Source organism: Exiguobacterium mexicanum, from assembly GCF_005960665.1.
Classification (GTDB): Bacteria; Bacillota; Bacilli; order Exiguobacteriales; family Exiguobacteriaceae; genus Exiguobacterium; species Exiguobacterium mexicanum_A.
On the sequence record NZ_CP040676.1, the window covers coordinates 1501595 to 1527194 of the forward strand.

Here is a 25600-nt window from a genome sequence, read left to right on the forward strand (position 1 = left end):
GTCAAAACCACCCTTTCATTTGATGGAACGCTCCAGTGAGTCGCTCGGCCGTGACGCTCGCAACGGTCACCTCAGCGCCGAGCAGGACGAAGCGGATCTGCCCGTCCCGATTCTTTTTATCGTGTCCCATGCCTGCGAGATACGTGTCAAACGATTGCCAGTTGACCGTTGTGATGCCTTCCCGCCTCATGAATGAAGCGAGGGTTTCGGCCCGTTCCTCGTCGCCGGAGACGAGGAAGGCGTACACCATCCCGTAGAGAATCGCTTCCCCGTGCGACAACCGGTATGCCTCAGCCGACTCTAACGCATGGCCGAACGTATGACCGAAATTCAGCCACGCCCTCACGCCTTGTTCGCGTTCATCGGCCTCGACGACTAATCGCTTCACTTCGATTCCTCGTGCGAGCCACGTTTCCCAATCGAGCGGCCCTTGTGCCAAAGCTGTGAACAACTCGGTCTCAAACGAGTGACCGAGGACGTAACGTGACAGATAGGCGTGCTTAATCAATTCACCGAGCCCGCTCAAGACGTCCCGCGCGGACAACGTCTCGAGACGGTCCACGTTATAGTGGACGCCCGCCGGTTGATAGAAGGCACCGATCGCATTTTTCGCGAACGGATGGTTCACCGCCACTTTCCCGCCGACGGCCGAGTCATGCGCGAGAATCGTCGTCGGCACTTGTATGTAACGCACACCGCGCATATAGACGCTCGCTAAAAAGCCGGCTAAATCCCCGACCATGCCACCTCCGAATGCCACGACGAGCGTATCCCGGTCACAACCGCCCGTCAATCCGTCCGTGACGAGCCGTTCGATCGTGTCGAGCGACTTCGAGCCGTCACCTGGGCGGACGATCGACCAGACGACGTTCCGATGTTTATGCTCGAGCCGGTCCCGGAACTCACTTCCGTGCAACCGGTCGACCGTCTCATCTGTGACCACCCAGACGGTGGAGCACGAGAAGTAAGGGACGCGGTCGAGCCAGGCGTCCCCTCGTTCAATTGTGACGTCGTACGGGGTCGAGGCGTTCACATGGAGCGTCACCACGTCCGAATCTCCTCTCGGTATGCGGCGACACGTGACTGGATCCGGTTGACCGTGTCATGTCCGAACGTCTCGCATAACTCGCGGGCGAGCTCAAACGCGACGACGGCCTCGACGACGAGCGAGGCGGCCGGGACGGCACAGGCGTCACTCCGTTCGATTTGTGCGAGAAACGGTTCTTTCGTATCGATATCGACGGATTGGAGCGGTTTATATAGCGTCGGGATTGGCTTCATCACAGCCGTACAGACGATCGGCATGCCCGTCGTCATCCCGCCTTCGAAGCCACCGAGATGGTTGCTCAGCCGCGTATAACCGTCCGGGCCATAGGCGATCGGGTCCATGACTTCAGAGCCTGGTCGATACGCCATCTCGAACCCATCCCCGAACGCGACCCCTTTAATCGCGTTGACGCTCATGACGGCTCGGGCGATGGCCGCGTCGAGTTTTCGGTCGTATTGGACATACGACCCGAGGCCTGGGATGACGCCATGCACTTCCGTACAGACGACACCGCCGAGCGAATCACCGGCAGCTTTCGCCTCGTCGATTCGATTCATCATCGCCTGACCTGCCGCCTCATCCATCGTCCGGACCGGCGACGCCTCAATCGCGGCGTGTAACGTGTCGAGCGACTCGTATGATGTCTCGGCCGTGACACCGCCGATCACTTTGACATAGCTCACGAGTGACATGCCGACCGCAGCGAGCAGTTGCTTGCTGAGTGCCCCGACAGCGACACGGGCCGCCGTCTCTCGAGCGCTCGAACGTTCGAGCACGTCTCGCAGGTCGCGATGGTCATACTTCAGTCCGCCGACGAGGTCGGCATGACCCGGCCGTGGCCGGACGACGCGACGCTTGATTTCAACATCCGCGTCGACCGGTTCGGCCTGCATGACGTTCCGCCAATGAGTATGGTCCTTGTTCTCGATCCAAAACGAAATAGGGGCCCCTGTCGTCACCCCGTGACGAATACCGGCCCTCACCTCGATTCGGTCTGATTCAATTTGCATGCGACGGCCACGACCATAACCCGATTGCCGTTTGGCAAGCTCGTCATTGATTGCCTGCACGTCGACTTCAAGCCCGGCCGGCACACCCTCGATGATGATCGAGAGTCCGGGACCGTGCGATTCTCCTGCCGTCAAATAACGCATGTGCGCCACCTCACTCTTCAAATTTTTCGTAGAAGAAACTTTGTTTCATCTTGTAGCCATACCGTTTCGGTTGAAAGATTTGCTCCGTGCCCCCGACGAAAAGGATCCCACCCGGGCGAAGCGAACGGTGGAATGATTTATAAACTTTCTCTTTCGCTTCCTCGGTGAAATAAATCAAGACGTTGCGACAGACGATCAAATCAAAATTCCGCTCGTAAACGTCGGCCAACAAGTTATGTTTTTTAAACGTCACCAACTTCTTGATGTCTTCTGTGATGTAATAGTCGTCCCCACGGCGAGTGAAATAACGCTGCCGAAAATCAGGGGGCAAGTCGACGAGCGCCCGCTCATGGTACTTGCCTTGCTTCGCTTTTTCGATCACCACATCATCTAGGTCCGTCGCCATGATCGTGAACTGGGCGGGTGACAAATGTTTCGATAATAGCATCGCTAACGAGTACGGCTCTTCTCCGGTCGAACAGGCCGCGCTCCAGACACGCAATTTGCCTTGGCTTTTTCGGATGAGCTCGGGTAAGATATCCGTCTCGAGCTGCTGCCAGCGGACGGGGTTCCGATAAAACTCGCTCACGTTAATCGTCATGCGGTCTAAAAATTCATCGTACAATCCTCGATCCGCTTCCATCGCTTTGAAATACTCGATGAACGTGGCATACCCTTTCTTCTCACGAAGCGCGATCATCCGCCGCTTCATCTGAGCCTCTTTATATAAATTCAAGTCGATCCCTGACTTCAAATAAAACTTTTTAACGAAGATGGCATAATCATTTATCACCAGTTCCAACCTCAATTCTTTCTCTTCTCCTAGATCATGTCGTGCCAAAACGAGTGAGAGCGCTTCAATCCCAATATAAAAAGGGACAGGAGGCCCCCGTCCCTTTTATCGTCATCAAACGTGTGATGCTTCAGTGGCGAACCAGAGTGACAATTCACGCTCTGCGCTCTCCACGCTATCTGAACCATGGATGACGTTTTGTGACATCGTCGAGGCCAAGTCGCCACGAATCGTTCCAGGTTGTGCGTCAAGCGGGTTCGTCTTCCCGATCATCAACCGAGAGACGGCGACGATATTCTCGCCTTCCCATTCCATCGCCACAACAGGACCAGACGTTAAAAAGTCGACTAGCTCTCCAAAGAACGGCTTTTCCTTATGTTCCGCATAATGCGATTGTGCAACTTCCACTGATGGTGTCAACAATTCAAGACGATTCAACGTATAGCCTTTTTGTTCGAAGCGCGAGATGATTTCCCCAATCAATCCACGTTTCACGCCATCCGGTTTCACCATTAAAAATGTTTTTTCCATTTCCCTAATCCCCCTAAATCGATCTGTGTACCATGTACGTTATTAGTTTACACGGTCATCACCATTATTGAAAGGGTTTACAAGGTGCCGATTACCATTTTCGTTTCCCGATGTACTCGGCAATCTCGATGAGGGAGCGTTTGTCGACCACGTCCGGTAACCCGTCAAGACGTCGGATCGCCCGGTTCACATAACGGTCGATCGTCCGTTGGCTCCGCTCGAGCGTCCCGTTGCGTTGCACTTCACGAACGAGCGTGTGCGTCAAAGCATAATCAGACGAATGACTGACTTGTTGCAACCGATCGAAAAATTCCGGATTTTCCGCTGAATAGAAGAGCGGTAGCGTTTTATGGCCGTGTTTCAAATCTTCACCGACCGGTTTTCCGAGTTGGAAACTTTTTGCGGTGAAGTCGAGCAAGTCGTCCGTCATTTGAAACGCCATCCCGATATCATAGCCGAACAACCGCAGCTGTTTGACAACGTCAGGAGAGGCTCCCGAGACGACGGCACCAGCCGCACAACTCGTCTCGATCAACAGCGCCGTCTTGCGGGCGATGCGGTCGAGATATCGTTTCGGAGACTGGGCCCAGTCATATTGATCTTGGATTTGATTGATCTCCCCGACACAGATCAGTTCCATCGTTTCAGCCATGATTTGCATCACGTCTGGGGAATCGATCTCAGAGACGAGCCGAATCGCTTCACCGAACAACGTATTACCGGTGTACATCGCGACCCGTTCATCGTAACGTTCCATGACGGTCGGTTTGCCGCGGCGCAATGTGGCGTCATCGATGACGTCGTCATGAACGAGCGAGGCCATATGAATCAATTCTAGACTCGCCGCCACTTTCGTCAATCGGATGTCTTTCGTCTGTCCGAATCCGGCGCTAAGCAGGACGAACGCCGGCCGAATCCGCTTCCCGCCCGCGTCTAACAGTTGTTTCGAAGCCGCTTCGATGACCGGATGATCGGTTTGGACTCGCGTCGACAAGAACCGGTCAATCTGTTCAATCTCTCGGTTCATGTGGCGATAAAGTCGCTTCAAAGACATCGGTCACCACTTCTTTCCTAAGTGCATGGCACACGCACCGCCGGAGAACGCCTTCACTTCGACTTGTTCGAATCCTGCCGTCTCAAACATCCGTTTTAGTGTCAACCGGTCCGGGAATTGATCGGTCGATTCTTGGAGCCACTTATATTGATCATACGAGCCGGCAAACACTTTACCGAACAGTGGCATGACCGACCCAAAGTAAAATCGATATAGCTCGCTGAAGAGCGGTGCCGTCGGTTGGCTCGTCTCGAGACAGACGACCGTCCCACCCGGCTTCAACACCCGGTGCATCTCACGGAGCACCGTCATATAGTCCGGGACGTTGCGAAGACCAAAACCGATCGTCACATAGTCGAACGAGTGATCGCCGAACGGCAATGCCATCGCGTTACCATGGATGAGTTCGATTGTCGGATATTCTTCCACTTTCTCTTGTCCGACCGCGAGCATGTTCTCGGAGAAATCTAGACCTTTGACGACACCGGTATTCCCGGCCGCCTCGGCGAGTTGAATCGTCCAATCAGCCGTCCCGCAACAGACGTCGAGACATTTAGCCCCTGGGAACACTTGCATGCGACGCATTGTCGCTTTGCGCCACCATTTATGCAAACGGAAGCTGATGATCGAGTTCATCGTATCGTAGCTCGGTGAGATTGATTGAAACACGTCATATACTTTTTGCTCTTTTTCTTTCGGTTGCAATACGTAACATCCTTTCCGTTCTAAGCGACAGCGTGCGCCAGGAGCGTCGATAGCTGTTCTCGTTGTTCTTGGCGCAGTTCCGCCGCCTTTCGTTCGATGATCGTTTTTCCGTATGCGGTCAAGTAAGCCTGACCGATCACTTCAGAAAACGTTTTGATCAATCCGAAGTTCGCTTCCATCCACGTCGTGACAGGTACGTCTGCGTCTAACGCAAGTGTACATTTCGCCCCATTGACGAGCTGGACCGTCCGGCCGAAGCAATTGCTATAATCGGCAGGAAACAGGGCCAGAATTTTATAAAATTGAGCCGAGGCATAATCGCCGGCGAGCACTTTCAATTGCCGCTCGAGCGATCCGTTCGGACTATCCTTTACTTGATCGTGCAGTTCGAGCGCTTGGTGCGCAAAATACGTCGCAAGCACGAGCTGACGTTGTTGATTCGATTCGATTTCAATCATCTCGACCATCCAACGAAGTAAAGGCATGTCGACTGCGGGTACAATCTCGTGTCTCGTCAAATACGGATGGGTCATGCGTTCTTCGATTTGACGAGCAAGGTCGGTGACAACGGTTTCGTATGTCATCTGTTCCATGCTATTCCCCCTCGTCCTCTTCGTTGTCATTCTGACATAGTATAGCACATTTTTGTCACATTCACGCCATGTGAACTCGCTTTCCACCACAAAAAAAGCCGCCTTTCGGCGACTTATGTATTGCACATTATTTGACCGCATCTTTGAGCGCTTTACCTGCTTTGAAGGCAGGAACTTTGCTCGCCGGGATTTCGATATCTTCTTTCGTACGTGGGTTACGGCCTTTACGGGCAGCACGTTCACGAACTTCAAAAGTACCAAAACCGATCAATTGAATTTTATCACCGTTTTGGAGTGCTTCAGTGATAGATTCGAATGTAGCTTCTACAACTTGTGTAGCTTCTTTTTTCGAAACGTTGGCTTTCTCCGCAACTGCTTGGATCAATTCAGTTTTGTTCATCACGATTCACCTCCTCTCACAGGGAGTTTACGGGATTAATCATATCGTACAAACGTTGATATGACAACATTTTTTAAGTGAAAAGCCCATATTCGACCCGTTCCGACGATCAGTTGTTTAAAAACTCGACCTCACCTTGTTCATTAATCGTGTACCCTTGCGAATAAGCAGGGGCGAACGGGGAGTCATTATAGAGCAAATACCGAATGTCTTCCCCGACTTTCGGCTCTACATCCGTGTTCTCAAGGGCGGCTTCAAGGTCGGTCCGGTAATCGACAAATAATTGCCCGGTCCCGTCGACATAGATTGGCAACTCGGTATCGGTGTATGGACTCGGGACCGTCGGTTCTTCTGAGACGAAGATGAGATCATAATCGATCGTGAATTGATTCTTGCCGACCGACCCGTCAAACGGAAATTTCCCTTCTTTGGCCCGAAAGGCGTTAATGTTCGTCTGTAATGTTTGCAACCGTTCGGTCACGCGCAAATCAATGAGCTTGACGGTAGGGTCGGTCTCGGCGTCGACAAGGACATATAAGAACAAGCCGCCCCCTTCGAAACTGTTCACCGGCGGATCGGCCAAATAACCAGGCACGAGACGGGCGAATTCGATCGGGTAACGCTCCATGAGAGGCGTTTCAGCCGGTTTCGTTTTGATTGGCAAGACACCGGTCGTCTCTTTGAACGAATCAACGGCCGTCTGGACCGATGTCAATTGATCTTCATACGGCACGTTATCGACCCGGTTCGAGTCCGGGAACATACATCCACTGAGCACGGTCGCCGCCAAAAGACTAGCGACCAACAAAATCCGTTTCACGTGTTATCCTCCTGTCGGTCCTGAAGCGACCACATAAATCATGATGATCGTTCCAAATAAAAATATGACGAATGCGATGACGCGGACGAGCGCCGCGAACCATCCCGATAGCTTCGTATGGCTGATTGCCACCATAAGCGCGGCGATGGCAAACGCTCCAATCCCCGCAAATGAAATCCACATCTTGATGAGTGACGGTGTCACGTCTATCCCCTCGACTTTCTCTTTAATTCTTTCTCCGTACATAAGTGTAGCAAAAAAAACAAAGGAACTGAACGAAAACGTCAGTCCCTTTGCTCTTCGCCGCCTTCGAAATGGAATACTTCTTCCATCTCATGCTTTTGCGGGCGTCTCATTAACTTTTGTACTTCATCATGCGGGCTCTTGCCTTCGAACAATACGTTGTAAAGGGCTTCCGTGATCGGCATCTCGACACCGGCTTCCCGAGCGAGCGTATGCGCCGCCTCACAGGCACGAACACCTTCGACGACCATTCCCATATGACCGAGCACGTCCTCGAGTTTTTCACCACGGCCGATCGCGTTCCCGGCACGCCAGTTACGGCTATGCTGGGACGTGGCCGTGACGATTAAATCCCCAATCCCGGTCAATCCCGAGAACGAGGCCGGGTTGGCACCGAGTTTGACCCCGAGTCGCGCGATTTCAACGATCCCGCGCGTCATGAGGGCCGCTTTGGCATTATCGCCGTAACCGAGGCCGTCCGTCATCCCCGCAGCGAGCGCGATGATGTTTTTAAGGGCACCACCATACTCCGCTCCGATGACGTCCGAGTTCAAATACACCCGGAACTGATCGTTCGTGAGCAACTCTTGAATCTCATCGGCCACATCCAAATCCTCGCAGGCGATCGTGATGGTCGTCAATTTACGGACCGCCACTTCTTCCGCGTGGGTCGGGCCGGTCAAAACACCGATGGCCCGGCGTTTCGCCGGATCGATTTCTTCGGCGATGATCTCCGACAGACGTTTGTGCGTCTTCGGTTCGATCCCTTTAGCGGCGTGGACAAGAACGGCCGGCTCTGTGAGAAGTGCGTTCAACTCACGAGACACCGGACGAATCGCCGAGCTCGGGACGACGAGGAACACGATGGAGCGGCCGGCGACCGCTTCTGCCAAGTCCGTCGTCGCTCGAATCGAGGTCGGTAACGGCGCATCTTTCAAATACGTCGAATTCGTGTGGTCGGTATTGATTTCATGCACATGCTCTTCTTCACGTCCATAAAGCAGGACGTCGTGTCCGTTGTCAGCGAGGACGAGTGATAACGCCGTTCCCCAGCTCCCTGCGCCGATGACAGCAACTTTTGCCATAGAAGGCACCCCCATTACTAGTTTTTCTGACGCGCCACGATATGAATCGGTGTACCAGTGAAGTCAAATGCGCGGCGAATCTGGTTGTCTAGATAACGTTTGTACGAGAAGTGAAGCAACTCTGGGTCGTTGACGAACAACACGAACGTCGGCGGCTCGATGGCCACTTGCGTCGCGTAGTTGATCTTGAGTCGCTGTCCTTTGTCCGTCGGTGTCGGGTTCATCGCGACCGCGTCGACAATGACGTCGTTCAACACGCTCGTCGAGATCCGACGACGGTGCGACTCGGCCACTTCCTTGATGACCGGAAGCAACGTCTGAAGACGTTTCGACGTGAGAGCCGACAAAAATACGATCGGCGCGTAGTCGAGGAACAAGAACTCTTTACGAATCTTCTCTTCCATCTTCTTCATCGTCTTATCGTCTTTGTCGACGGCATCCCACTTGTTGACGACGAGCACGATGGCTTTCCCCGCTTCGTGGGCGAGGCCGGCGACGCGTTTGTCTTGCTCGATGATGCCTTCTTCGCCGTCGATGACGACGAGGACTACGTTCGAACGTTCGATTGCCTTTTGGGCACGCATGACGCTATAACGCTCGGTTGATTCATACACTTTTCCGCGTTTACGCATACCGGCCGTATCGATGATGACGTACTCTTGCCCATCCCGTGTGAACGGTGTATCGATCGCATCACGAGTCGTCCCCGCGATATCCGAGACGATGACGCGTTCTTCACCGAGAATCGCATTCGTCAAGCTCGATTTCCCAACGTTCGGACGTCCGATGAGCGAAAACTGGATGACTTCTTCATTGTATTCATAGTCATCTTTATCTGGCGCCAAATCGAGAACTTTGTCGAGCAAGTCTCCAAGCCCGAGTCCGTGTGTCCCCGAAATCGGGAACGGATCGCCGAATCCGAGCGAATAGAACTCATACATGAGTTCGCGCATCTCGAAGTTATCGACTTTGTTGACGGCGAGGACGATCGGTTTGTTCGAACGGAACAACAAGTTCGCCACTTCTTCGTCTGCCGCTGTAATGCCTTCGCGTCCGTTCACCATGAAAATGATAACGTCCGCCTCATCGATCGCAAGCTCAGCCTGGTGGCGCATTTGAACGAGAAGCGGCTCATCACCGACCTCGATCCCGCCTGTATCGATTAAATGAAACTTACGGTTCAACCACTCACCCGTCCCATAAATGCGGTCGCGTGTTACCCCCGGTTTATCATCGACGATCGACACGCGATCTCCGATAATCCGGTTAAAAATCGTGGATTTCCCAATATTCGGGCGGCCTACGATGGCCACTGCTGGAATTCCCATATAAACACCTCTCTAACTTTCATTCAATAACTGATCGTTTCTAATTGCAACTGTACTATCATATCACAGCGCTATTTCCGTGACCATACAAAAAGAAGCGGGAGTCTGGCTCCCGCTTGAACGACCGTCTTATTTAGAATCGTCCGAGGTCTCTTCTCCTGTCAATTCAGAGACAGAGAACCCTCCTTGGTCACTATACTCGTCAAGCAGCGATTGGTCCGCGTCTTCACGCGTCGAATCACTCGACTCGAGCGCACGCATCGAGAGTGAGATTTTCTTCTCATCAAGATGGACATCGAGCACTTTCACTTTCACGTCTTGGCCTTCTGACAACACTTCAGACGGCGTCGCGATGTGTCGGTTCGCAATCTGCGAAATGTGCAGCAAACCTTCGACTTGCGGCGCGACTTCGACGAAAGCACCGAACGTCACGAGACGTTTGACTTTCCCGTCGATCACGTCGCCCGGTTGAATTTTACCTTCCACCGATTCCCACGGTCCAGGTTGCGTCTCTTTGATCGACAACTTCACTTTCTCGTTGTCGAGGTCAAGTCCAAGCACTTTCACTTTGACTTTGTCTCCTTCAGTGACAACATCGCTCGGTTTCTCTACCCGGCTATGGGCCATTTCCGAAATGTGGACGAGTCCGTCGACGCCGCCGATATCGACGAATGCACCGAAATCAGTGAGACGTTGAACCGTCCCTTCGATGATTTGACCGACCTCGAGCGATTCGAGCGTCTCCGCTTTCTTCGCGCTCATTTCAGCTTCAGCAACCGCTTTATGCGACAAGATGACGCGATTTTTCTCGCGGTCAATCTCGACGACTTTAACCGTAATCGGTTTATTCAAGTAGGATGAGAAGTCTTCGACAAAGTGGTTTTCTACGAGCGAAGCCGGGATAAATCCACGGATACCGATGTCAACGACAAGACCACCTTTGACCTTGTCTTTTACCATGACCTCGAACACTTCGCCAGATTCGAATTTCTCGACGATTTGATCCCAAGCTGCCTCGGCATCCACGTCTTTCTTCGAAACGACCACCTCTTCGTCCGTGACCTTTTTCACTTTGACACGGATTTCGTCGTTAACATGGAGTGATTCGTTTAAATCGTCTAAATGCATGCTTGATACTTCGCTGATTGGTAAAATTGCCTCGGTCTTATAACCGATATCGATCAATGCTTGTTTGTCCTCGATTTTGACGACAGTACCGGTCACAATTTGACCTCGATTAATCTCAAAATCAGGCATATCTTTCATTTCTTCGACCATTCCAACACTACCCCCTCACGATGAGTACAAAAAGGAACGCCCTAAGGCGCTTACACCTAGTATAAACTTCTTATAATTCGAAAGATTTGTCAAGGTGTTATCAGGTTAGTTCCTTTCCTGGCGCGAGATTAAACCTGAAATTAACGAACGTTCCGTGAATGCTGCATGTACAAATCACCGATCGTCGCCATAATCAAATCGGCCGCGTTTTGAGCACTCGCCTTCTCCGCTTTTAGCCCGCTCAAGTCGACTGGCTTGCCGATCACGACTTTAAGCTTCGAACGGAACTTATATGTGCCGATGATGGCTACCGGAAGCACCGACGCGTCCGAGCGGAGCGCAAAGAACCCGACTCCGGCCTGGGCTTTTCCGAGCGTCCCGTCTTTCGAGCGTGTCCCTTCCGGAAAGATCGAGATGACCTCGTCTTCCTTCAACTTTTGCAAGACGACACGGAGTGCCTGGCGGTCGCCTTCTCCGCGTGACACAGGGATTTGACCAGCGCGGTTCAAGATATGTTTCAATACCGGGACTTCAAACAACTCTTTCTTCGCAAAGAAGCGGAGCTGGCGTTGTTTCGGCATCGCCCCGGCGAGAAGTACCGGGTCCCAGTTCGATTGATGGTTTGAACAGACGATCATCGACCCGTCGAGCGGGACGTTTTCCCGTCCGATATATTCGACGCGGAAACTCAACCGGCGAATGATATTGACGACGCCCACCGCGAGACGATACATGCCGAACGGCCCATTGTTGAGTGGTCTCATCGTTCAATCACCTGCTTCATCAATTGCTCGATCGCCTCGACGACCCCGTCGATCGACAACTCGGTCGTGTCGAGATAGTGCGCGTCGTCCGCTTGGCGAAGCGGAGCGACCTCTCGTTCCGAGTCGCGCTTGTCGCGGAGGGCAATCTCAAGCTGTAACTGTCCGAGGTCGCTCGGCAACCCTTTCGCCACGTTCTCTTCGTGGCGACGGCGGGCCCGTTCTTCGACCGTCGCCGTCATGAACACTTTCAAATCGGCTGACGGCAAAACGTGGGTCCCGATATCGCGGCCGTCCATGACGATTCCGCCTTTACTCGCGAGGTCGCGCTGTAAATCCATGAGGGCAGCCCGTACTTCCGGCTGGCGTGCGACGAAACTGACGTTGTTCGTCACTTCGCTCGTCCGGATGACGTCGGTCACTTCGTCGGCGCCGTCGAACACACGTTGTCCGTTCTCGGACGGGACGAGCCGTAAATCCATGTTGCCGATCATCTCGGCGAGTTTCGGCCCGTCTTCGAGACCGACCCCGTCTCTGAGGGCACGATACGTGACGGCACGATAAATCGCACCCGTATCGATATAGACATACCCTAGTTTTTTAGCGAGCGTTTTCGCGATCGTACTCTTCCCGGCTCCGGCCGGTCCATCTAATGCAATCTGTAACGGTTTATTCATAAAAATTGGGTATCGGCTCATCCCGATACCCGCCTCCTCTCGGTCATTTGTTCCGAGAACATCATACCAGTTTTTTAACGTGAAGAAAATACAGAGCCCGTCCGTTTTCTCGCTTCGAGCTGGGCCCGGAAGCAATAACGTAAAATCGTTTCCTGGTCCCGGTGCGATAATTCTTCGAAACGAAGCGACAACTCTTGTTTCGCCGCCTGTTCGTGAATCCGTACGAGGCGGCTCTTGACGCGGAACGTCTGCAGCACGCCCCGGTCATCATTAATATGGAACGTGACGATGATGGCCTCGTCGACCGCGACCGGGGCTCGATTGGAGATGATGCGCATACCGCCGGCCGACACGTCGAGCGACGTCGTCTCAAACGATGGGAACGCCTGGCCGTCCTCGGCGGATACGGTCACATTGATCATTTCAGGGACACGTAAATATTCACGGCGCTGCACGCGCTTGATTTTCTTTTCATCCGGCATCGGGAATGCATAGCGAAGCGTCAGTTGCGCATCGCTCACCCGTCTCGTTACGACCGTATCAAACGCATAGAGCTGCTCTTCTCCTACGAAGAAATAGACACGCATCGATTCGTCTTCGTGCAAGAAAAACGTCTTTAAGGTATCCGTCTCACTCGGGGACTCAATCCAGACGACTTGGTCGTTGATAGCCGCGATTTTTGTCTTTCCTTCTTTTCTCCCTTCGACTTCTACCCGTAACTCTTGTCCTACTTTTAACATGAAACGATTCCCCTTTTATTCTATTTGTACTGGCGATGGTTGGAGCGATTGGCGGTCCGCACGAGCAAAAGCGCGACCATCCAAAGAACGACGATGTAGACGACAGCCGGCACTTTGTTCATCGGTTCGACGAGCAAGATATAGTCGAACATGCCATGCAACAATGTCGCCGCCATGACAGCGGTGAACAGCCAAAACCGCTCGTGGTTGGAATGTTTGGCACGGCCGAGACAAAACCCCATGACGACGGCGAACAGCGCGTGGCCGCTCACCGGCAACACAGCACGCCAAATGGCGATTTCAATCGAGTCGTACACCCATAAATATAGAAAATTCTCTAACGTGGCAAAGCCGAGTGAGCAGGCGACCGCATAGAGAATCCCGTCGTAGTAATCATCAAAGACTTTATGTATGTATATTGTATAATAAATCATGAACCACTTAAAAAACTCTTCTAATAGCGCGGTGGCCACGAACGCCTTCCAAAACGGGCCCACGAGCACCCCTTCTTCCACGAACGCATACTGCACGAACATGATCGGAAAGACGAGAATGGCCCCGGCGATGAACGAACGGATCACATAGCCGAGCGGTTCCGCTTCCAATTCATGCCGGAGATAGAAGTAGGAAAGAAGGGCGAACCCTGGCGCAACCGCAGACAAGGCGATTGCAATCATGATGCATCTCTCCTTTCTCACGTTAAGCATACACTGAAATAGAGGAAAGAAAAAGTAGGTCGCGACTAGAAATTGGAAGAAACGAACAAAAAAGTTGGAGGTCTGTTTATGAACCATTTATTACTGATCCACACTGGCGGCACAATCGCCATGTCTCAATCGGGGTCGGGACATGTCATGCCGAGCGAAGTCAATCCGATCGACGCGACGTTACCGAAAGCGACGGACATCGCGAATATCACAACGAAACATTTCTCGAACATCCCGTCGCCGCACATGACGCCCGAGAAAATGCTCGAGCTCGCCCAGTTCATCAATCAACAACTGACACAAGACACATACGATGGGGTCGTCATCACTCACGGGACCGACACACTCGAAGAGACGGCCTACTTCTTACAAATCACGCTTGGTGCACCGGTACCGATCGTGTTGACCGGAGCGATGCGCTCGTCAAACGAGGTCGGCTCGGACGGCGAATTCAATCTCATCACGGCGCTTCGGGTCGCCCAAAGTGATGTGGCACGCGGCAAAGGCGTGCTCGTCGTCTTCAACGGTGAAATCCACTCCGCGTTCAACGTCACGAAGACGCACACGTCCTCGGTCGACACGTTCAAATCGGTCCACTTCGGCAACGTCGGTATGGTGACGAAAGATCACGTCCTCATTTACAGTCAGCCGACGACAAAACAACCGAAAATGATTCCATCGATTACGAAACGGGTCGCGGTGCTGAAAGTCGTCGCCGGGATGGAGCCGGACCTGCTCGAGGCGGTGCTCGCGCTCGGCTATGACGGGCTCGTCCTTGAAGTACTCGGGCAAGGGAATGTCCCACCGTCAATCGTCCCCGCGCTCGAGATGCTCGTCGAACGCATGCCGGTCGTCATCGTCAGCCGTTGTTTCAACGGAATCGTGCAAGACGTGTACGGCTACGTCGGCGGCGGCCAGCAACTGAAAGAGATGGGCATCATCTTCTCGAACGGTCTGAACTCACAAAAAGCGAGACTTCGCCTCCTTGTCGAGCTCGAGGCGTGTTCGTCCCAAGCGGTCATGGAACATAGCTTCAGCTTCCAACAGTGAGTTGGCGGCTTGCCAACCGTTTCGTCCTTCCATACAATGAGGGATGAGGTGATTTCATTGAATAAACATGCTATCGTCGTCGGCGCCGGACCATGTGGGCTGTCGGCTGCGATCGAATTAGAACGGATCGGCATCTCGTGCACGGTCATCGAGCGCGGCAATATCGTCGATGCCATCTATCGGTATCCGACCCATCAAACGTTTTTCTCTTCTGCCAGCTTGCTCGAAATCGGGGATATCCCGTTTATCTGTAAAGATTTGAAACCGCGTCGTCAAGACGCGCTCGTCTACTATCGGGAAGTCGTCAGCCGGACTGGTCTCGACGTCCAACCGTTTGAGACGGTCGAAACGGTCACGCGTTCCGAGGACGGGTTCATCGTTCGGTCACGCCATGACCGCGACGGCGTCAAAGAACGCCAGGCCGATTATGTCATCTTAGCCACTGGGTATTATGGCCGTCCTCGTACGTTGGACGTCCCAGGTGAAGAGTTGCCGCACGTCACGCATTACTTCAAAGAGGCGCATCCGTTTTACCGACAACGTGTGACGGTCATCGGCGGAAAGAACTCCGCGGTCGACGCGGCCATCGAGCTCGAGAAGGCCGGCGCCCACGTCACGGTACTCTATCGCGGGGACGGCTACAGTCCGTCCGTCAAACCGTGGGTCCTGCCGACGTTCGACTCGCTCGTCCGTCATGACAAAGTGCGACTCGAGCTCGAAGCGGAGATCGTTCGGATCGAACCGCATCACGTCGTCTATCGTCAGTACGGTGAAGAACAGCGGCTCGAGACCGACCACGTCCTCGCCATGACAGGCTACTTGCCCGACCATGGGCTGTTCGCTGATGCCGGGGTCCAAGTCGATGAGGAGACCGGTGTGCCCTCGTTTGACGAGACGACGTTCGAGACGAACGTCGACGGCTTGTTCATCGCCGGTGTCGTCGCCGCCGGAAATGATGCCAATAAAATCTTTATCGAGAACGGCCGCTTCCATGGCCAAGCGATCGCCGAGACGCTTCGGGAGCGTAACGGTGTGACCACGTAATCGACAAAAAGAGGGAGAACCTGGCGCCAGGTTCTCCCTCTTTTTGCTGTTTAATTATACCCAACCGCGAAAACGCGATGCTTCCGCCATCTTGCGTACACCGACCATATAGGCGGCGAGACGCATGTCGACTTTACGGGCCGATGACGTGTTATACACCGTATTGAACGAGTGAACGAGCACTTTCTCAAGCTTCTCTTCCACTTCCTCTTCCGTCCAATAGTATCCTTGGTTGTTTTGAACCCATTCGAAATACGAGACGGTTACCCCACCGCTCGAAGCGAGCACATCCGGGACAAGCAGGATGCCGCGCTCTGTCAAGATGCGGGTCGCTTCGTTCGTCGTCGGTCCGTTGGCGGCCTCGACGACGATGGACGCCTTGATGTTGTCGGCGTTGTCTTCGGTGATTTGGTTCTCGATCGCGGCCGGGACCAAGATGTCGCAGTCGAGTTCTAACATTTCTTTGTTCGAGATCGTGTTCTTGAAGAGCGTCGAGATCGTCCCGAACGAATCTCGACGATCGAGAAGATACGGGATATCGAGCCCGTTCTCATCGTGGATCGCACCATATGCATCGCTGACGGCGATCACTTTCGCCCCGGCGTCATGCATGAACTTCGACAAGAAGCTACCAGCATTCCCGAACCCTTGGACGACGACACGTGCCCCTTTCAATTCGATTCCACGGCGCAGCGCCGCTTCCCGGATCATGATGGCGACACCTTTTGCCGTCGCCGTCTCACGTCCATGCGAGCCACCGAGCACGAGCGGTTTACCAGTGATGAAGCCCGGCGAATTGAATTCATCGATGCGGCTATACTCATCCATCATCCACGCCATGATTTGCGAGTTCGTGAACACGTCCGGCGCTGGGATATCTTTCGTCGGTCCGACGATTTGACTGATGGCTCGGACATAACCCCGGCTCAATCGTTCGATTTCACGGAAACTCATCTCACGCGGATCACAGACGATCCCACCTTTACCGCCACCGTATGGAAGGTCGACAATTCCGGCCTTCAAGCTCATCCAGACCGACAACGCCTTCACTTCGACCTCCGTCACGCTCGGGTGGAAGCGAATCCCACCTTTCGTCGGTCCGACCGCGTCATTATGTTGCGCCCGGTATCCTGTGAAAATCTTTGTCGATCCGTCATCCATACGTACCGGGATGCGGACGGTCAACATCCGAAGTGGCTCTTTCAAGAGCTCATACATCTCTTCTGGATACCCGAGCTTATCAAGCGCCTCGTGTATCACTTCTTGTGTCGATTCAAGGATGTTTTTTCGTTTTTGATGACCTTTTTCTTGATCCGTAATCATGAAGGTTTCCTCCCCTAAATTGTCAATTCTCCCCCAAGAATCAACCTCGTATTCGTTTAAAAGTATAGCTGATACGCGCCCAATTTGAAAGGCTTTTACAAAAATAATGAAAGCGTTTTCTAAAATGAAAAAAGAAGGGGGAATTTAAACTGTACCCTGAGTAGTAGACACTAAAAAAAAGTCTACTGCTCAGGGTTTTTGTGTACACTGGACTAAATCATATTGGGAGTGAATTCGAGTGTCGAAGAAGATATTTACGTCAAAAGAAATAGATGCGCTAGCCGCAAATCCTTACGTTAAATCTGTGAGCCCGAAAGGGATCACGTATACCGATGAGTTTAAGGAACTTTTTATAGCACAGACGTTGGAAGGAAAGTTCCCTGTGGAAATCTTCCGGGGATGTGGATTCGATGTGGAGGTACTCGGTGAACGGCGTATGAGTTCTTGTAAAAATCGTTGGACACGAGCTTACCGAAAAGATGGGGTAATGGGGCTGCGCGATACACGATCAAGTAATTCAGGACGTTGGAGAGATAAAGAGCTGTCGACAGAAGAACGGTACGCGAAGCTCGAGGCCGAAAACAAACTGTTGAAAGCAGAGGTCGAACTATTAAAGGAGATCCGCCTGGCGGAAGGGAGAGGAAAGCTGGACTTAACGCATCGCAAAAGTATGAGCTGATTCAAGGTGTCATCATCAAGCACAAAATGAAGGGGATGGTCAGCCATCTCTGCCAGGTGGCCGGGGTGTCACGTCAGGGATACCACGCCTATTTCTCGGAACGGAGGAGACAGACCAGACAGGAGCGCGAATCGAAAGACGTGGCTCTTCGTGACCTCGTTCTGAAGGCGTTCCACTTCAAGAAGCGCAAGAAGGGTGCTAGGCAGATCAAGATGGTGCTGTCTGGTCATTTCGGTGTGACGATGAACCTGAAGTGTATCCGACGTATCATGCGGAAATACAACATCGTGTGTCCAATCCGCAAGGCGAAGCCATACAAACGGCTCATTAAGGCGACGGCCGAGCACCGGGTGGTGCCGAATCGCCTCAAACGCGAATTCAAACAGGGCACTCCCTACAAGGTGCTTCTCACCGATATCACCTACATATTTTACGGGAACGGTAAGCGAGCCTATCTTTCGACCATCGTGGACGGTTCGACCAATGAGGTACTGGCGCATCAACTCTCTGAGAACATCAATCTCGACATTGTATTGGATACGTTGAAGCGTTTACGGAAGAACCGGAGGATTCGCTTGGACAAGGACGCATTCATCCATTCAGATCAAGGAGGGCACTACACGAGCCCGACCTATCAGAAAGAGGTGAAGCGTATGAAGCTAGGTCAATCCATGTCCCGACGGGGCAACTGTTGGGATAACGCTGTCCAGGAATCATTCTTTGGACATTTCAAGGATATCGTCGAGTTAAAGGCCTGTACCACGTTCGATTCACTACAGCGTGAAATCCGAAAAACCATTAACTATTACAACCATCATCGTTATCAATGGAACATGAAAAAGATGACTCCCGTACAGTACAGGAATCATCTCCTTGAATCAGCATAAGTTTTTTTATTAATGTCCTTTACAAGGGGTACAGATTAATTCCCTTCTTACTTTTCTAGTGCCAGTTCGATGAATCGCTCTAACAGCTCACCGTACGAGATCCCGACGGCCCGGGCGCTGTCCGGGAACAAGCTGAGCGGTGTCATACCCGGAAGCGTGTTCGTCTCTAAAATATAAGCGAGCCCATCTTCAGAGACGAGGAAGTCCGAACGAGAATAACCGCTGCAACCGAGGGCACGGTGCGCTTTGATGGCAGCCGTTTGAACTTCTTCAGTCAACGCGTCCGGCAACTCGGCCGGACAAACGTGAATCGATCCACCTTCTGAATACTTCGACTCATAGTCATAAAATTCATTTTTCGGGATGATCTCGATGACCGGGAGTGCGGCCTCAGCCCCGTGATTCCCAAGGACAGGTACCGTCAACTCACGGCCTTTAATATATTGCTCGACCAAGACAGCCGTATCGCACGCGAACGCTTTATCAATCCCTTCACGGAGCATCGCTTCGTCCATCGCGATCGTCAATCCGTTCGATGACCCTTCTTGGGCCGGCTTGACGACACATGGAAACTCACTGCCCCACTCGACAATTTTTGCGTCGATGTCGTCGCCCGACTCGATGAGGACGTCACGGGCGATGCGAATGCCGGCAGCGGCGAAAATAATTTTCGCACGGGCTTTGTCCATCGCAAGCGCTGATGCCAAAACGCCCGACCCCGTGTACGGCAATCCGGCCATCTCTAAGAGCGACTGAACACGGCCATCTTCGCCGTATTTGCCATGCAGGGCGCTGACGACGACGTCGGCTTGAAGCGTCAACAGCTCATTGGCCCGGTCCGGGTGAAAATCAATCGCCACGACGTCGTGACCCCGTGCTTCGAGCGCTTCAATCATTCCTTTACCACTCGTGAGCGACACTTCCCGCTCACCTGATACACCACCATATAATACCGCGACTTTCATCAAATCTCTCCTTCGGCTAACTTCTCAAAAATTCAAGTTTTATCATACCATGTGTCGGCCGAAAACAATAGAAACAGAACAGTAAAAAAGCCATACTTACGCGAACGTATCGTACAGCTGTTTCACGGCTTGTTCAGTTTGAATCGTCTTGCCGTACTCCATCATGACGTAAGGGCTGACGGTCGTCGTGCGGCCGTATTCCGACAAGATGGCGGCCAACCGCTCTTCGACGTCCGGTTTGAGCACTTCGACGAAGTGTAAATAATAGTGTCCGTCATAATGGTAGAGCGCCCCGCCCTGTTCTGTATCCTGCATGTGCGGGAACAGACGGACCGAGGCGTTGATGACGTCCTCGATATCATCAAACTGATAAATCAGATGATGAATCACATCGATCGTCAAACGGATCTCGACTTGTTCTTGATCCGCATCCGGGACGGCTGCCTCGACTTTTTGGACGTCGATGACGAGCCCATCACGGGGAAACATTGTCACGTTCAAGTCGACGGTGCCTTGGGGCATGAAACCGAATTCCGCTTCCGCCGTCTCGAGCAATTCCCGCCACAAGTCTTGACCACTCTCGCCAACGATCGTATCGATGGCAATCCCTCGAATCGAAAGGTCACTCGCCGTCAAATATACCCTTAAATGTTCTTTAGTTTGCTTTTCAAATCTCAAACGAAAACCTCCAAAGATTAATCAATCCTACTTTATAAGCTACTCTCGTTTGTGCAACCTGTCAAATAGTTGACAACCACTCGGTCCATGCCTCGGGCGTATCTCCAAGGAAGGCCGACTCAAACTCGGACGCGTGAAGGCTGACGGCATATCCTCCGGCCCCGATGACGAGATCGGGATGATCCGCTTGGATAAATCGCATCGCCTCTTTCAGGTCCTCGAGATGTTCCGTCAACGTGCAGGAGAAGATCAAGCACTTGGCGTGGATATCGTGCAACGCCTCATTTAAATCCTCTTTCGGGAAGCCCGCACCAAGGAAAATCACGTCGTATCCATATTGACGCAAATAAAGCGTCACGAACAACAGACCGATCTCGTGCATCTCACCCGGGGCACACACACAAATGATCCGCGGTAAAAATGGATTCATCGGCATCTGCAGCGAGAGGGTCGACAATCGGGCCCGCAAAAAAGCGGTCGCAAAATGCTCATGCGCGATCGTGATGTCCCCATTCTCCCAACGCGTCCCGATTTCCACCAACAACGGACCAATGATATCTTTCGTGACCTTCTCAAAGCTGAACGTATTAAAGGCACGATTGATCAAATCGTGCGCCTTGCGTTCGTCAAATGAAAGTAACGCCTCGAGCAACCCGTCCATGAGCTCCTCGTCATAGAGGCGGGCAGGCTTCGGCTTCGGGGCTTCATGAAGTTGTTGAATCGCTTGGGAAACGGTCAAGCCTTCCCGTTGTTTTTCAACGACCCATTTAATCTTTTCGACGTCTTGGTCGGAATACAATCGATGACCGGATTCGGTCCGGCTTGGAACGATGAATTGATAGCGGCGTTCCCACGCTCGAATCGTCGTCGGGTTGACCCCGGTGAGCGACGCGACCGTCTTAATGGAGTACTTCGGCACAGCAGCCCCTCCTTTCCTACAAGTTCTTCTTATTTAGTATAGACCCATCTGAAGCGCTTTACCTGTTTTATTGTGCAATTCCTGTGAGAAATTGGTGAGATTGTGCGATTGGTTCGACAAAACAGAGATTGCTCATAAAAAAATACGACGTCCCCGTCGTATTGTCAGAAAAATATTGTATGACGACCTATATATAAAAATACGAGAATAATGGCAAACATCGTCAATGTCAGCATCATAGCGAGCGGCCGTTTCAGCCAATTGTCGTTCAATTTTTCTTTCCGCTCATGCTCTTGTCTTTCAGCGCGAGACGGCAACGTGTCCACCACTTGTTCACGAAGTGAGTCCGCTTGGTTCCGATGTCGCAACGTGTGCCCTCCTTTACCTTTTTTATCATTTTACTATGATATCAATCAAAGGAGAAGATACGAGATAAACGATGTTTCCAATCTGTCACATTTTTAGACACAATTTGAACCGACGGCGGGAATACGATCTCCCCACACACGTCGCAACAATCGGCTTGTTTGACCGGTTGTTCCGAGAAATAGTTCAACAAGTAATCGCGCCGGCACGTCTTGATGAGGGCGTAGTCCATCATCTGTCCAAGTTGACGATAGCGGGCCCGCTTTCTGTCTTTTACCCAATCGATCGCCTCGGCAAGCGTCCGCTCGGCGAGCATCTGGTTCAACAATCCCCAGACCGGGTCTTCCTCGTTCAACCGCAAAAGACGCGGCAGTTGGGCCAGACTCGTGCCGTTGTCGCGTTCCAAATACGCGAGACGGATGTCTTTGTCTTTCGGATATTGTTGGTCGATCAAAAACTGTTGGATGCGTTCGTCGCCTTCGGCATAGAGCAAGACGGCAAATGCGGGTTCGCCGTCTCGTCCGGCACGACCGATCTCTTGCATGTACGCCTCGAGCGTGGCCGGGATTTGATAATGGATGACCGAACGGACGTTGTCTTTATTCACACCCATCCCGAACGCACTCGTACATACCATGATCGCGACTTCATCTCGCAAAAATTGCGATTGCACGAGCCGGCGGTCCTCAGTCGACATGCCACCGTGATAAAACAAGGCGTCGTCAAGATGAAGCGCGAGTGCTTCGGCTTCACGCCGTGTCGCCGTATAGATGACGGCCGGTTTCGGGACGTCATGGACGAGCTCGCTCAACCGCCGCATCTTGTCCTCGGACTCGAGACGTTCGACGATGAGTCGAATCTCGGGCCGGTTTGCCGAATGGACGAACTGCGCCGGCGAGAACAACGCCAACTTCTCGATGATATCCCGTTTCACCGTCTCCGGGGCCGTCGCGGTGACGGCCATGCACTGCGGGCTGCCGAGTTGTTTACGCAACTCGCCTAGACGGGCATACTCGGGTCGAAACTCATGGCCCCACTGCGAAATACAGTGGGCCTCGTCGACGACGAGCATTTGAATCCGCGTCCGAGCGAGCGCCCGCGTCACGTGCGGCACGGCGAGTTGTTCGGGCGATAAGTATAAGAAGCGATAACGCTTCAAATGGTTCAAGATGTCTTGTTTCTCCTCGAGCGTCTCCATTGATGTCAATCGCGCCACTCCCCGCTCGCCCCGTTCACGGATGTGGAGCATCTGATCTTCGATTAGCGACAAGAGCGGTGACACGATGATGGTCAGCCCGTCATTTTTAAGATAGGACGGGAGTTGGAACGTCAACGACTTGCCCGCTCCGGTCGGCATGATCGCCAACACGTCCTGGCCGTCGGCGACCGCTTCGATCACATCCCGTTGACCGGGACGGAAGCTGTCGTAGCCGAACACCCGCTTCAACGTCTTCTCAAACAAATGTCTCACCTCGTTTCAATCTCGCGAACACCAATCGGATTTGATAGTAACTGATCCCGTCGATTTGTTCAAAAATCGGCTTGAGCGCCCAGCTCGACTCGTCACGCAACTGCTCGACTTGCTTGATTTGCTCGAGCGGAACAAATTGGTCGAGCGGGAACTCCTCTAAATACATCGCCATCTCGACGACGTGGTCTTCAATCGTACTCGTGCGCAACCGTCGCTGGGACTGGACTTGTTGGAACGTTCGACCAGCCGAAAACTGCTCATACGACTCGCGCGCCGACAACGTCATCCGCTCGCTCGACAACCCGTGCGCGAAGCCGAGCAACTTGGCATCCCTTGGCAACTTCCACAACAGGGCGTTCCAGCCGGCCAAGAAATAGAGCCGAGCCGTGCGCGCATCGACATCGAGAAGTGAGGCGATTTGTTCATACGTGTATCCTGTCTCGAACGCACCGGTGAACCGATAGACGACGGCGGTCGCATACGGGTCCCCCACTTCTTCAAGCGCCGTTTCAAGCTCCTGGTGAAAGCTGTGGATCAGCGGTTGCCACTCCCGCTCGGTCCGGACGATCTGTTTGACCCAGCGTTCGGCCAGTCGATCGGCCTGCACCGGATAGAACGTCCGCTCATGCTCAAGCGACATGAACGTCTGAACGAACAAACTGAGCCGCTTCCACGTCATCGTCGTATAGTCCCGATACTCACCGCCGAGACGGTCGAACAGCTCACTGACCGCCTCCGGCGAAGCGAGCATCTTCCCGGCCCCGGTCAACGTGAAGCTCGAACGGTTGAGCCAGCCTCGCTTCTCGAACGAGGCGAGCAGTTTCTCATAGTCGTACTTCGTATAGGGGAACAATCCGAAAATTGGTTCCAAGTCATAAAAAAAGGCATCTTGCAGTGTCGTCGCCGAACGTTTGCCGTTCAACACATGAAACAAACTGCGCTCGCTGCGCTCCCCTTTCAAGCGCTCAATCGAAAGCAACAACACCCCGTCCGCTAAATGAACCATCGTTCCACCTCCTCGGTCAAAATTATGCTTCCAAAACGTTATTCGTTTCCTCATTGAAATATTTGGGTATGTAGACTACAATTACTCATAGTCAGTAGAAAATCATTTCTATGCAGAGAGACGAAACGTATGGAGGGTTACAAATGGCAAAATTTACGATTGTTGATAAAGATACATGTATCGCATGTGGGGCCTGCGGAGCAGCCGCCCCAGACATCTTCGACTATGACGACGAAGGCCTCGCGTTCAACTTGATGGACGACAACACGGGCACGATCGAAGTCCCGGACGAATTGTATGAGGATTTGATGGACGCGTTCGAAGGATGCCCGACCGACTCAATTAAAGTCGCGGACGAATCGTTCGATGGCGACGCACTCAAGTACGAATAAGAGAGACATGTGTGCCTGAAGGGCGCACATGTCTTTTTTTATCGCGTCGCTTTCCGGAAACCCGCTTCACGCGCCTCTTCCTCTGTACAGAACATCTCTTCTGGGATCGTTCGCTCATAGCTCGCCCCGCCCGGAACGTGATAAATCTTCTCTCCGTCCCGATTGATATTCCCTTTAATGTCACATCCATCCGTGTCTCGTTTCGGCTGGGCCGGCTCGGTCGCCTCATGGTCGAAGCCGTTGCCGGTCACGTAGTCCTCAAGACTCCAAATCCCGAGCAATTCCTGACGCGCGGCCCGCTCGACCTCCCGAAACGCATCGACGTGTTGCGTGTTCGGCGCGTACACATAGGCGACACGCGCCAACCCGCGGCGCAACAATTCCTCGTTCAACATCGCTTCGTCATACCAGACGTAGGCGAGTGTCCGTTGATAACGATCGTAGCGCCCGACGTCATACTCGAGCGTGATCGTATCTCCTTCCGGCAGCCAACGCTCGACGAATGTTTTCGCATCCTCCCCGAACGGTTGGACCGGCAGCGTCGGATGGCTCGTCTCTGGCGTATCGACGAGCAAGAGACGAATCGATTCGGTCGCCCCGTTCTCAAACTCGACTTTGAGCGTATCTCCGTCGATGACGCGGTCGAGCGTGACCGTCTCGGTCTTGCCGAGCGGCCGTGCGACTTGTTGCGCGACCGACGCCGACGGAAAATCGGCCTCGAGTTCGACGAGCGATTCTGGCGGGTCGATTTGTTCGGCGAACCAGTCGTCGACGGAGCATCCCGCGAGCGAGATGCTCAGCACGACGGCGATCAGCAGTTGCCACCATTTTTTCAATTGTCTCACCTCTACACCAGTATAACAAAAAAGGTTGTTTGACTTAAGCGTCAAACAACCTGGATGA

General features: G+C 52.9%; 29 protein-coding genes. 4 read left to right on the plus strand and 25 right to left on the minus strand.

Translation table 11 applies throughout. The annotated features are described in order from the left end of the window. Nucleotide 1: 1 nt before the first annotated feature. The 17 genes from FED52_RS08130 to prsW all read right to left on the minus strand — a co-directional run bounded on the left by FED52_RS08130 (nucleotide 2) and on the right by prsW (nucleotide 13887). Nucleotides 2–1048 (minus strand): 3-dehydroquinate synthase, encoded by a 1047-nt coding sequence (locus FED52_RS08130; protein WP_138859562.1) that lies wholly within the window; start codon nucleotides 1046–1048, stop codon nucleotides 2–4. Then, nucleotides 1042–2202: a chorismate synthase gene (aroC, locus tag FED52_RS08135; protein WP_138859563.1), complete on the minus strand. Its 1161-nt coding sequence runs from the start codon at nucleotides 2200–2202 to the stop codon at nucleotides 1042–1044. Before aroC ends, FED52_RS08130 begins: the two co-directional genes overlap by 7 nt. Before the next feature lie 10 nt (nucleotides 2203–2212). Continuing rightward, nucleotides 2213–2992 (minus strand): CheR family methyltransferase, encoded by a 780-nt coding sequence (locus tag FED52_RS08140; protein WP_138860315.1) that lies wholly within the window; start codon nucleotides 2990–2992, stop codon nucleotides 2213–2215. Between the two features lie 117 nt (nucleotides 2993–3109). Then, a complete protein-coding gene (gene ndk, locus FED52_RS08145; protein WP_034777324.1) occupies nucleotides 3110–3526 on the minus strand; it encodes a nucleoside-diphosphate kinase in 417 nt (138 codons plus the stop codon). A 91-nt stretch (nucleotides 3527–3617) separates the two neighbouring features. Then, nucleotides 3618–4580 carry a polyprenyl synthetase family protein gene (locus FED52_RS08150; protein ID WP_138859564.1) on the minus strand — a complete coding sequence of 321 codons (963 nt, stop codon included), beginning with the start codon at nucleotides 4578–4580 and terminating at the stop codon, nucleotides 3618–3620. Between the two features lie 3 nt (nucleotides 4581–4583). Next, the gene (locus tag FED52_RS08155) at nucleotides 4584–5285 is read right to left on the minus strand and encodes a demethylmenaquinone methyltransferase (RefSeq protein WP_034777322.1); all 702 of its coding nucleotides are present in this window, start codon (nucleotides 5283–5285) and stop codon (nucleotides 4584–4586) included. A 20-nt stretch (nucleotides 5286–5305) separates the two neighbouring features. Then, a complete protein-coding gene (locus tag FED52_RS08160; RefSeq protein ID WP_138859565.1) occupies nucleotides 5306–5878 on the minus strand; it encodes a heptaprenyl diphosphate synthase component 1 in 573 nt (190 codons plus the stop codon). A 127-nt stretch (nucleotides 5879–6005) separates the two neighbouring features. Beyond that, nucleotides 6006–6278 carry an HU family DNA-binding protein gene (locus tag FED52_RS08165; RefSeq protein ID WP_021067196.1) on the minus strand — a complete coding sequence of 91 codons (273 nt, stop codon included), beginning with the start codon at nucleotides 6276–6278 and terminating at the stop codon, nucleotides 6006–6008. 109 nt (nucleotides 6279–6387) lie between these two features. Continuing rightward, entirely contained in the window at nucleotides 6388–7098 is a 711-nt protein-coding gene (locus FED52_RS08170; RefSeq protein WP_138859566.1) for a YphF family lipoprotein, read from the minus strand. Nucleotides 7099–7101: 3 nt separating this feature from the next. Next, entirely contained in the window at nucleotides 7102–7302 is a 201-nt protein-coding gene (locus FED52_RS08175; RefSeq protein ID WP_034777319.1) for a DUF2768 family protein, read from the minus strand. 80 nt (nucleotides 7303–7382) lie between these two features. After that, nucleotides 7383–8426: an NAD(P)H-dependent glycerol-3-phosphate dehydrogenase gene (locus tag FED52_RS08180; protein ID WP_034777318.1), complete on the minus strand. Its 1044-nt coding sequence runs from the start codon at nucleotides 8424–8426 to the stop codon at nucleotides 7383–7385. 17 nt (nucleotides 8427–8443) lie between these two features. Next, the gene (gene der, locus FED52_RS08185) at nucleotides 8444–9754 is read right to left on the minus strand and encodes a ribosome biogenesis GTPase Der (protein WP_034777316.1); all 1311 of its coding nucleotides are present in this window, start codon (nucleotides 9752–9754) and stop codon (nucleotides 8444–8446) included. 129 nt (nucleotides 9755–9883) lie between these two features. Next, entirely contained in the window at nucleotides 9884–11032 is a 1149-nt protein-coding gene (rpsA, locus tag FED52_RS08190) for a 30S ribosomal protein S1 (protein ID WP_034777315.1), read from the minus strand. Nucleotides 11033–11172: 140 nt separating this feature from the next. Beyond that, on the minus strand, nucleotides 11173–11796 hold the full coding sequence (locus tag FED52_RS08195) for a lysophospholipid acyltransferase family protein (RefSeq protein ID WP_138859567.1): 624 nt from the start codon (nucleotides 11794–11796) through the stop codon (nucleotides 11173–11175). Beyond that, nucleotides 11793–12470 (minus strand): (d)CMP kinase, encoded by a 678-nt coding sequence (gene cmk / locus FED52_RS08200; RefSeq protein WP_138860316.1) that lies wholly within the window; start codon nucleotides 12468–12470, stop codon nucleotides 11793–11795. The genes FED52_RS08195 and cmk overlap by 4 nt, the downstream gene beginning before the upstream one ends. A gap of 74 nt (nucleotides 12471–12544) precedes the next feature. Then, nucleotides 12545–13210 carry a flagellar brake protein gene (locus tag FED52_RS08205; RefSeq protein ID WP_138859568.1) on the minus strand — a complete coding sequence of 222 codons (666 nt, stop codon included), beginning with the start codon at nucleotides 13208–13210 and terminating at the stop codon, nucleotides 12545–12547. Between the two features lie 20 nt (nucleotides 13211–13230). After that, on the minus strand, nucleotides 13231–13887 hold the full coding sequence (gene prsW, locus FED52_RS08210) for a glutamic-type intramembrane protease PrsW (protein WP_138859569.1): 657 nt from the start codon (nucleotides 13885–13887) through the stop codon (nucleotides 13231–13233). Between the two features lie 108 nt (nucleotides 13888–13995). On the opposite strand from prsW, the gene FED52_RS08215 reads away from it, so the two are divergent. Both FED52_RS08215 and FED52_RS08220 read left to right on the plus strand, forming a co-directional pair. Continuing rightward, the gene (locus FED52_RS08215; RefSeq protein ID WP_138859570.1) at nucleotides 13996–14967 is read left to right on the plus strand and encodes an asparaginase; all 972 of its coding nucleotides are present in this window, start codon (nucleotides 13996–13998) and stop codon (nucleotides 14965–14967) included. 36 nt (nucleotides 14968–15003) lie between these two features. Continuing rightward, nucleotides 15004–16011 (plus strand): YpdA family putative bacillithiol disulfide reductase, encoded by a 1008-nt coding sequence (locus FED52_RS08220; RefSeq protein ID WP_138860317.1) that lies wholly within the window; start codon nucleotides 15004–15006, stop codon nucleotides 16009–16011. A gap of 54 nt (nucleotides 16012–16065) precedes the next feature. Here FED52_RS08220 and FED52_RS08225 read toward each other — a convergent pair whose 3' ends face one another. Further along, nucleotides 16066–17334 (minus strand): Glu/Leu/Phe/Val family dehydrogenase, encoded by a 1269-nt coding sequence (locus tag FED52_RS08225; RefSeq protein ID WP_021067184.1) that lies wholly within the window; start codon nucleotides 17332–17334, stop codon nucleotides 16066–16068. Between the two features lie 238 nt (nucleotides 17335–17572). Between FED52_RS08225 and FED52_RS08230 the strand changes: the two genes are divergently transcribed. Next, nucleotides 17573–18900, plus strand: a protein-coding gene (locus FED52_RS08230; RefSeq protein WP_138858667.1) for an IS3 family transposase whose coding sequence is annotated in 2 segments (ribosomal slippage) — nucleotides 17573–17972 and nucleotides 17972–18900 — 1329 coding nt in all. Because the reading frame shifts where the segments join, the coding sequence is not laid out codon by codon here. 47 nt (nucleotides 18901–18947) lie between these two features. Here FED52_RS08230 and FED52_RS08235 read toward each other — a convergent pair. From FED52_RS08235 to FED52_RS08260, 6 genes are all read right to left on the minus strand, one after another. Continuing rightward, nucleotides 18948–19865 (minus strand): D-alanine--D-alanine ligase, encoded by a 918-nt coding sequence (locus FED52_RS08235; RefSeq protein WP_034777306.1) that lies wholly within the window; start codon nucleotides 19863–19865, stop codon nucleotides 18948–18950. A gap of 96 nt (nucleotides 19866–19961) precedes the next feature. Further along, nucleotides 19962–20543 (minus strand): adaptor protein MecA, encoded by a 582-nt coding sequence (locus FED52_RS08240; protein WP_034777305.1) that lies wholly within the window; start codon nucleotides 20541–20543, stop codon nucleotides 19962–19964. A gap of 61 nt (nucleotides 20544–20604) precedes the next feature. Next, on the minus strand, nucleotides 20605–21462 hold the full coding sequence (locus FED52_RS08245; protein WP_138859571.1) for a MerR family transcriptional regulator: 858 nt from the start codon (nucleotides 21460–21462) through the stop codon (nucleotides 20605–20607). A 164-nt stretch (nucleotides 21463–21626) separates the two neighbouring features. Continuing rightward, the gene (locus tag FED52_RS08250; RefSeq protein WP_034777302.1) at nucleotides 21627–21830 is read right to left on the minus strand and encodes a hypothetical protein; all 204 of its coding nucleotides are present in this window, start codon (nucleotides 21828–21830) and stop codon (nucleotides 21627–21629) included. Between the two features lie 41 nt (nucleotides 21831–21871). After that, nucleotides 21872–23299 (minus strand): RecQ family ATP-dependent DNA helicase, encoded by a 1428-nt coding sequence (locus FED52_RS08255; protein ID WP_084592791.1) that lies wholly within the window; start codon nucleotides 23297–23299, stop codon nucleotides 21872–21874. Further along, nucleotides 23283–24305 carry a YpbB family protein gene (locus FED52_RS08260; RefSeq protein WP_240731236.1) on the minus strand — a complete coding sequence of 341 codons (1023 nt, stop codon included), beginning with the start codon at nucleotides 24303–24305 and terminating at the stop codon, nucleotides 23283–23285. Before FED52_RS08260 ends, FED52_RS08255 begins: the two co-directional genes overlap by 17 nt. A gap of 143 nt (nucleotides 24306–24448) precedes the next feature. On the opposite strand from FED52_RS08260, the gene FED52_RS08265 reads away from it, so the two are divergent. After that, a complete protein-coding gene (locus FED52_RS08265) occupies nucleotides 24449–24697 on the plus strand; it encodes a ferredoxin (protein ID WP_021067177.1) in 249 nt (82 codons plus the stop codon). A 38-nt stretch (nucleotides 24698–24735) separates the two neighbouring features. Here the strand turns inward: FED52_RS08265 and FED52_RS08270 are convergent, their stop codons facing one another. After that, nucleotides 24736–25542 (minus strand): thermonuclease family protein, encoded by an 807-nt coding sequence (locus tag FED52_RS08270; RefSeq protein WP_138859572.1) that lies wholly within the window; start codon nucleotides 25540–25542, stop codon nucleotides 24736–24738. Nucleotides 25543–25600: the final 58 nt, after the last annotated feature.

Bases quoted from the DNA above. Each gene is read 5' to 3' on its own strand.
- aroC (WP_138859563.1), bottom strand. From the start codon at position 2,202: ATGCGTTATTTGACGGCAGGAGAATCGCACGGTCCCGGACTCTCGATC.
- ndk (WP_034777324.1), bottom strand. From the start codon at position 3,526: ATGGAAAAAACATTTTTAATGGTGAAACCGGATGGCGTGAAACGTGGA.
- FED52_RS08150 (WP_138859564.1), bottom strand. From the start codon at position 4,580: ATGTCTTTGAAGCGACTTTATCGCCACATGAACCGAGAGATTGAACAG.
- FED52_RS08160 (WP_138859565.1), bottom strand. From the start codon at position 5,878: ATGGAACAGATGACATACGAAACCGTTGTCACCGACCTTGCTCGTCAA.
- FED52_RS08165 (WP_021067196.1), bottom strand. From the start codon at position 6,278: ATGAACAAAACTGAATTGATCCAAGCAGTTGCGGAGAAAGCCAACGTT.
- FED52_RS08180 (WP_034777318.1), bottom strand. From the start codon at position 8,426: ATGGCAAAAGTTGCTGTCATCGGCGCAGGGAGCTGGGGAACGGCGTTA.
- der (WP_034777316.1), bottom strand. From the start codon at position 9,754: ATGGGAATTCCAGCAGTGGCCATCGTAGGCCGCCCGAATATTGGGAAA.
- rpsA (WP_034777315.1), bottom strand. From the start codon at position 11,032: ATGGTCGAAGAAATGAAAGATATGCCTGATTTTGAGATTAATCGAGGT.
- FED52_RS08195 (WP_138859567.1), bottom strand. From the start codon at position 11,796: ATGAGACCACTCAACAATGGGCCGTTCGGCATGTATCGTCTCGCGGTG.
- cmk (WP_138860316.1), bottom strand. From the start codon at position 12,470: ATGAATAAACCGTTACAGATTGCATTAGATGGACCGGCCGGAGCCGGG.
- FED52_RS08205 (WP_138859568.1), bottom strand. From the start codon at position 13,210: ATGTTAAAAGTAGGACAAGAGTTACGGGTAGAAGTCGAAGGGAGAAAA.
- prsW (WP_138859569.1), bottom strand. From the start codon at position 13,887: ATGATTGCAATCGCCTTGTCTGCGGTTGCGCCAGGGTTCGCCCTTCTT.
- FED52_RS08215 (WP_138859570.1), top strand. From the start codon at position 13,996: ATGAACCATTTATTACTGATCCACACTGGCGGCACAATCGCCATGTCT.
- FED52_RS08220 (WP_138860317.1), top strand. From the start codon at position 15,004: ATGAGGGATGAGGTGATTTCATTGAATAAACATGCTATCGTCGTCGGC.
- FED52_RS08225 (WP_021067184.1), bottom strand. From the start codon at position 17,334: ATGATTACGGATCAAGAAAAAGGTCATCAAAAACGAAAAAACATCCTT.
- FED52_RS08235 (WP_034777306.1), bottom strand. From the start codon at position 19,865: ATGAAAGTCGCGGTATTATATGGTGGTGTATCAGGTGAGCGGGAAGTG.
- FED52_RS08260 (WP_240731236.1), bottom strand. From the start codon at position 24,305: ATGGTTCATTTAGCGGACGGGGTGTTGTTGCTTTCGATTGAGCGCTTG.
- FED52_RS08265 (WP_021067177.1), top strand. From the start codon at position 24,449: ATGGCAAAATTTACGATTGTTGATAAAGATACATGTATCGCATGTGGG.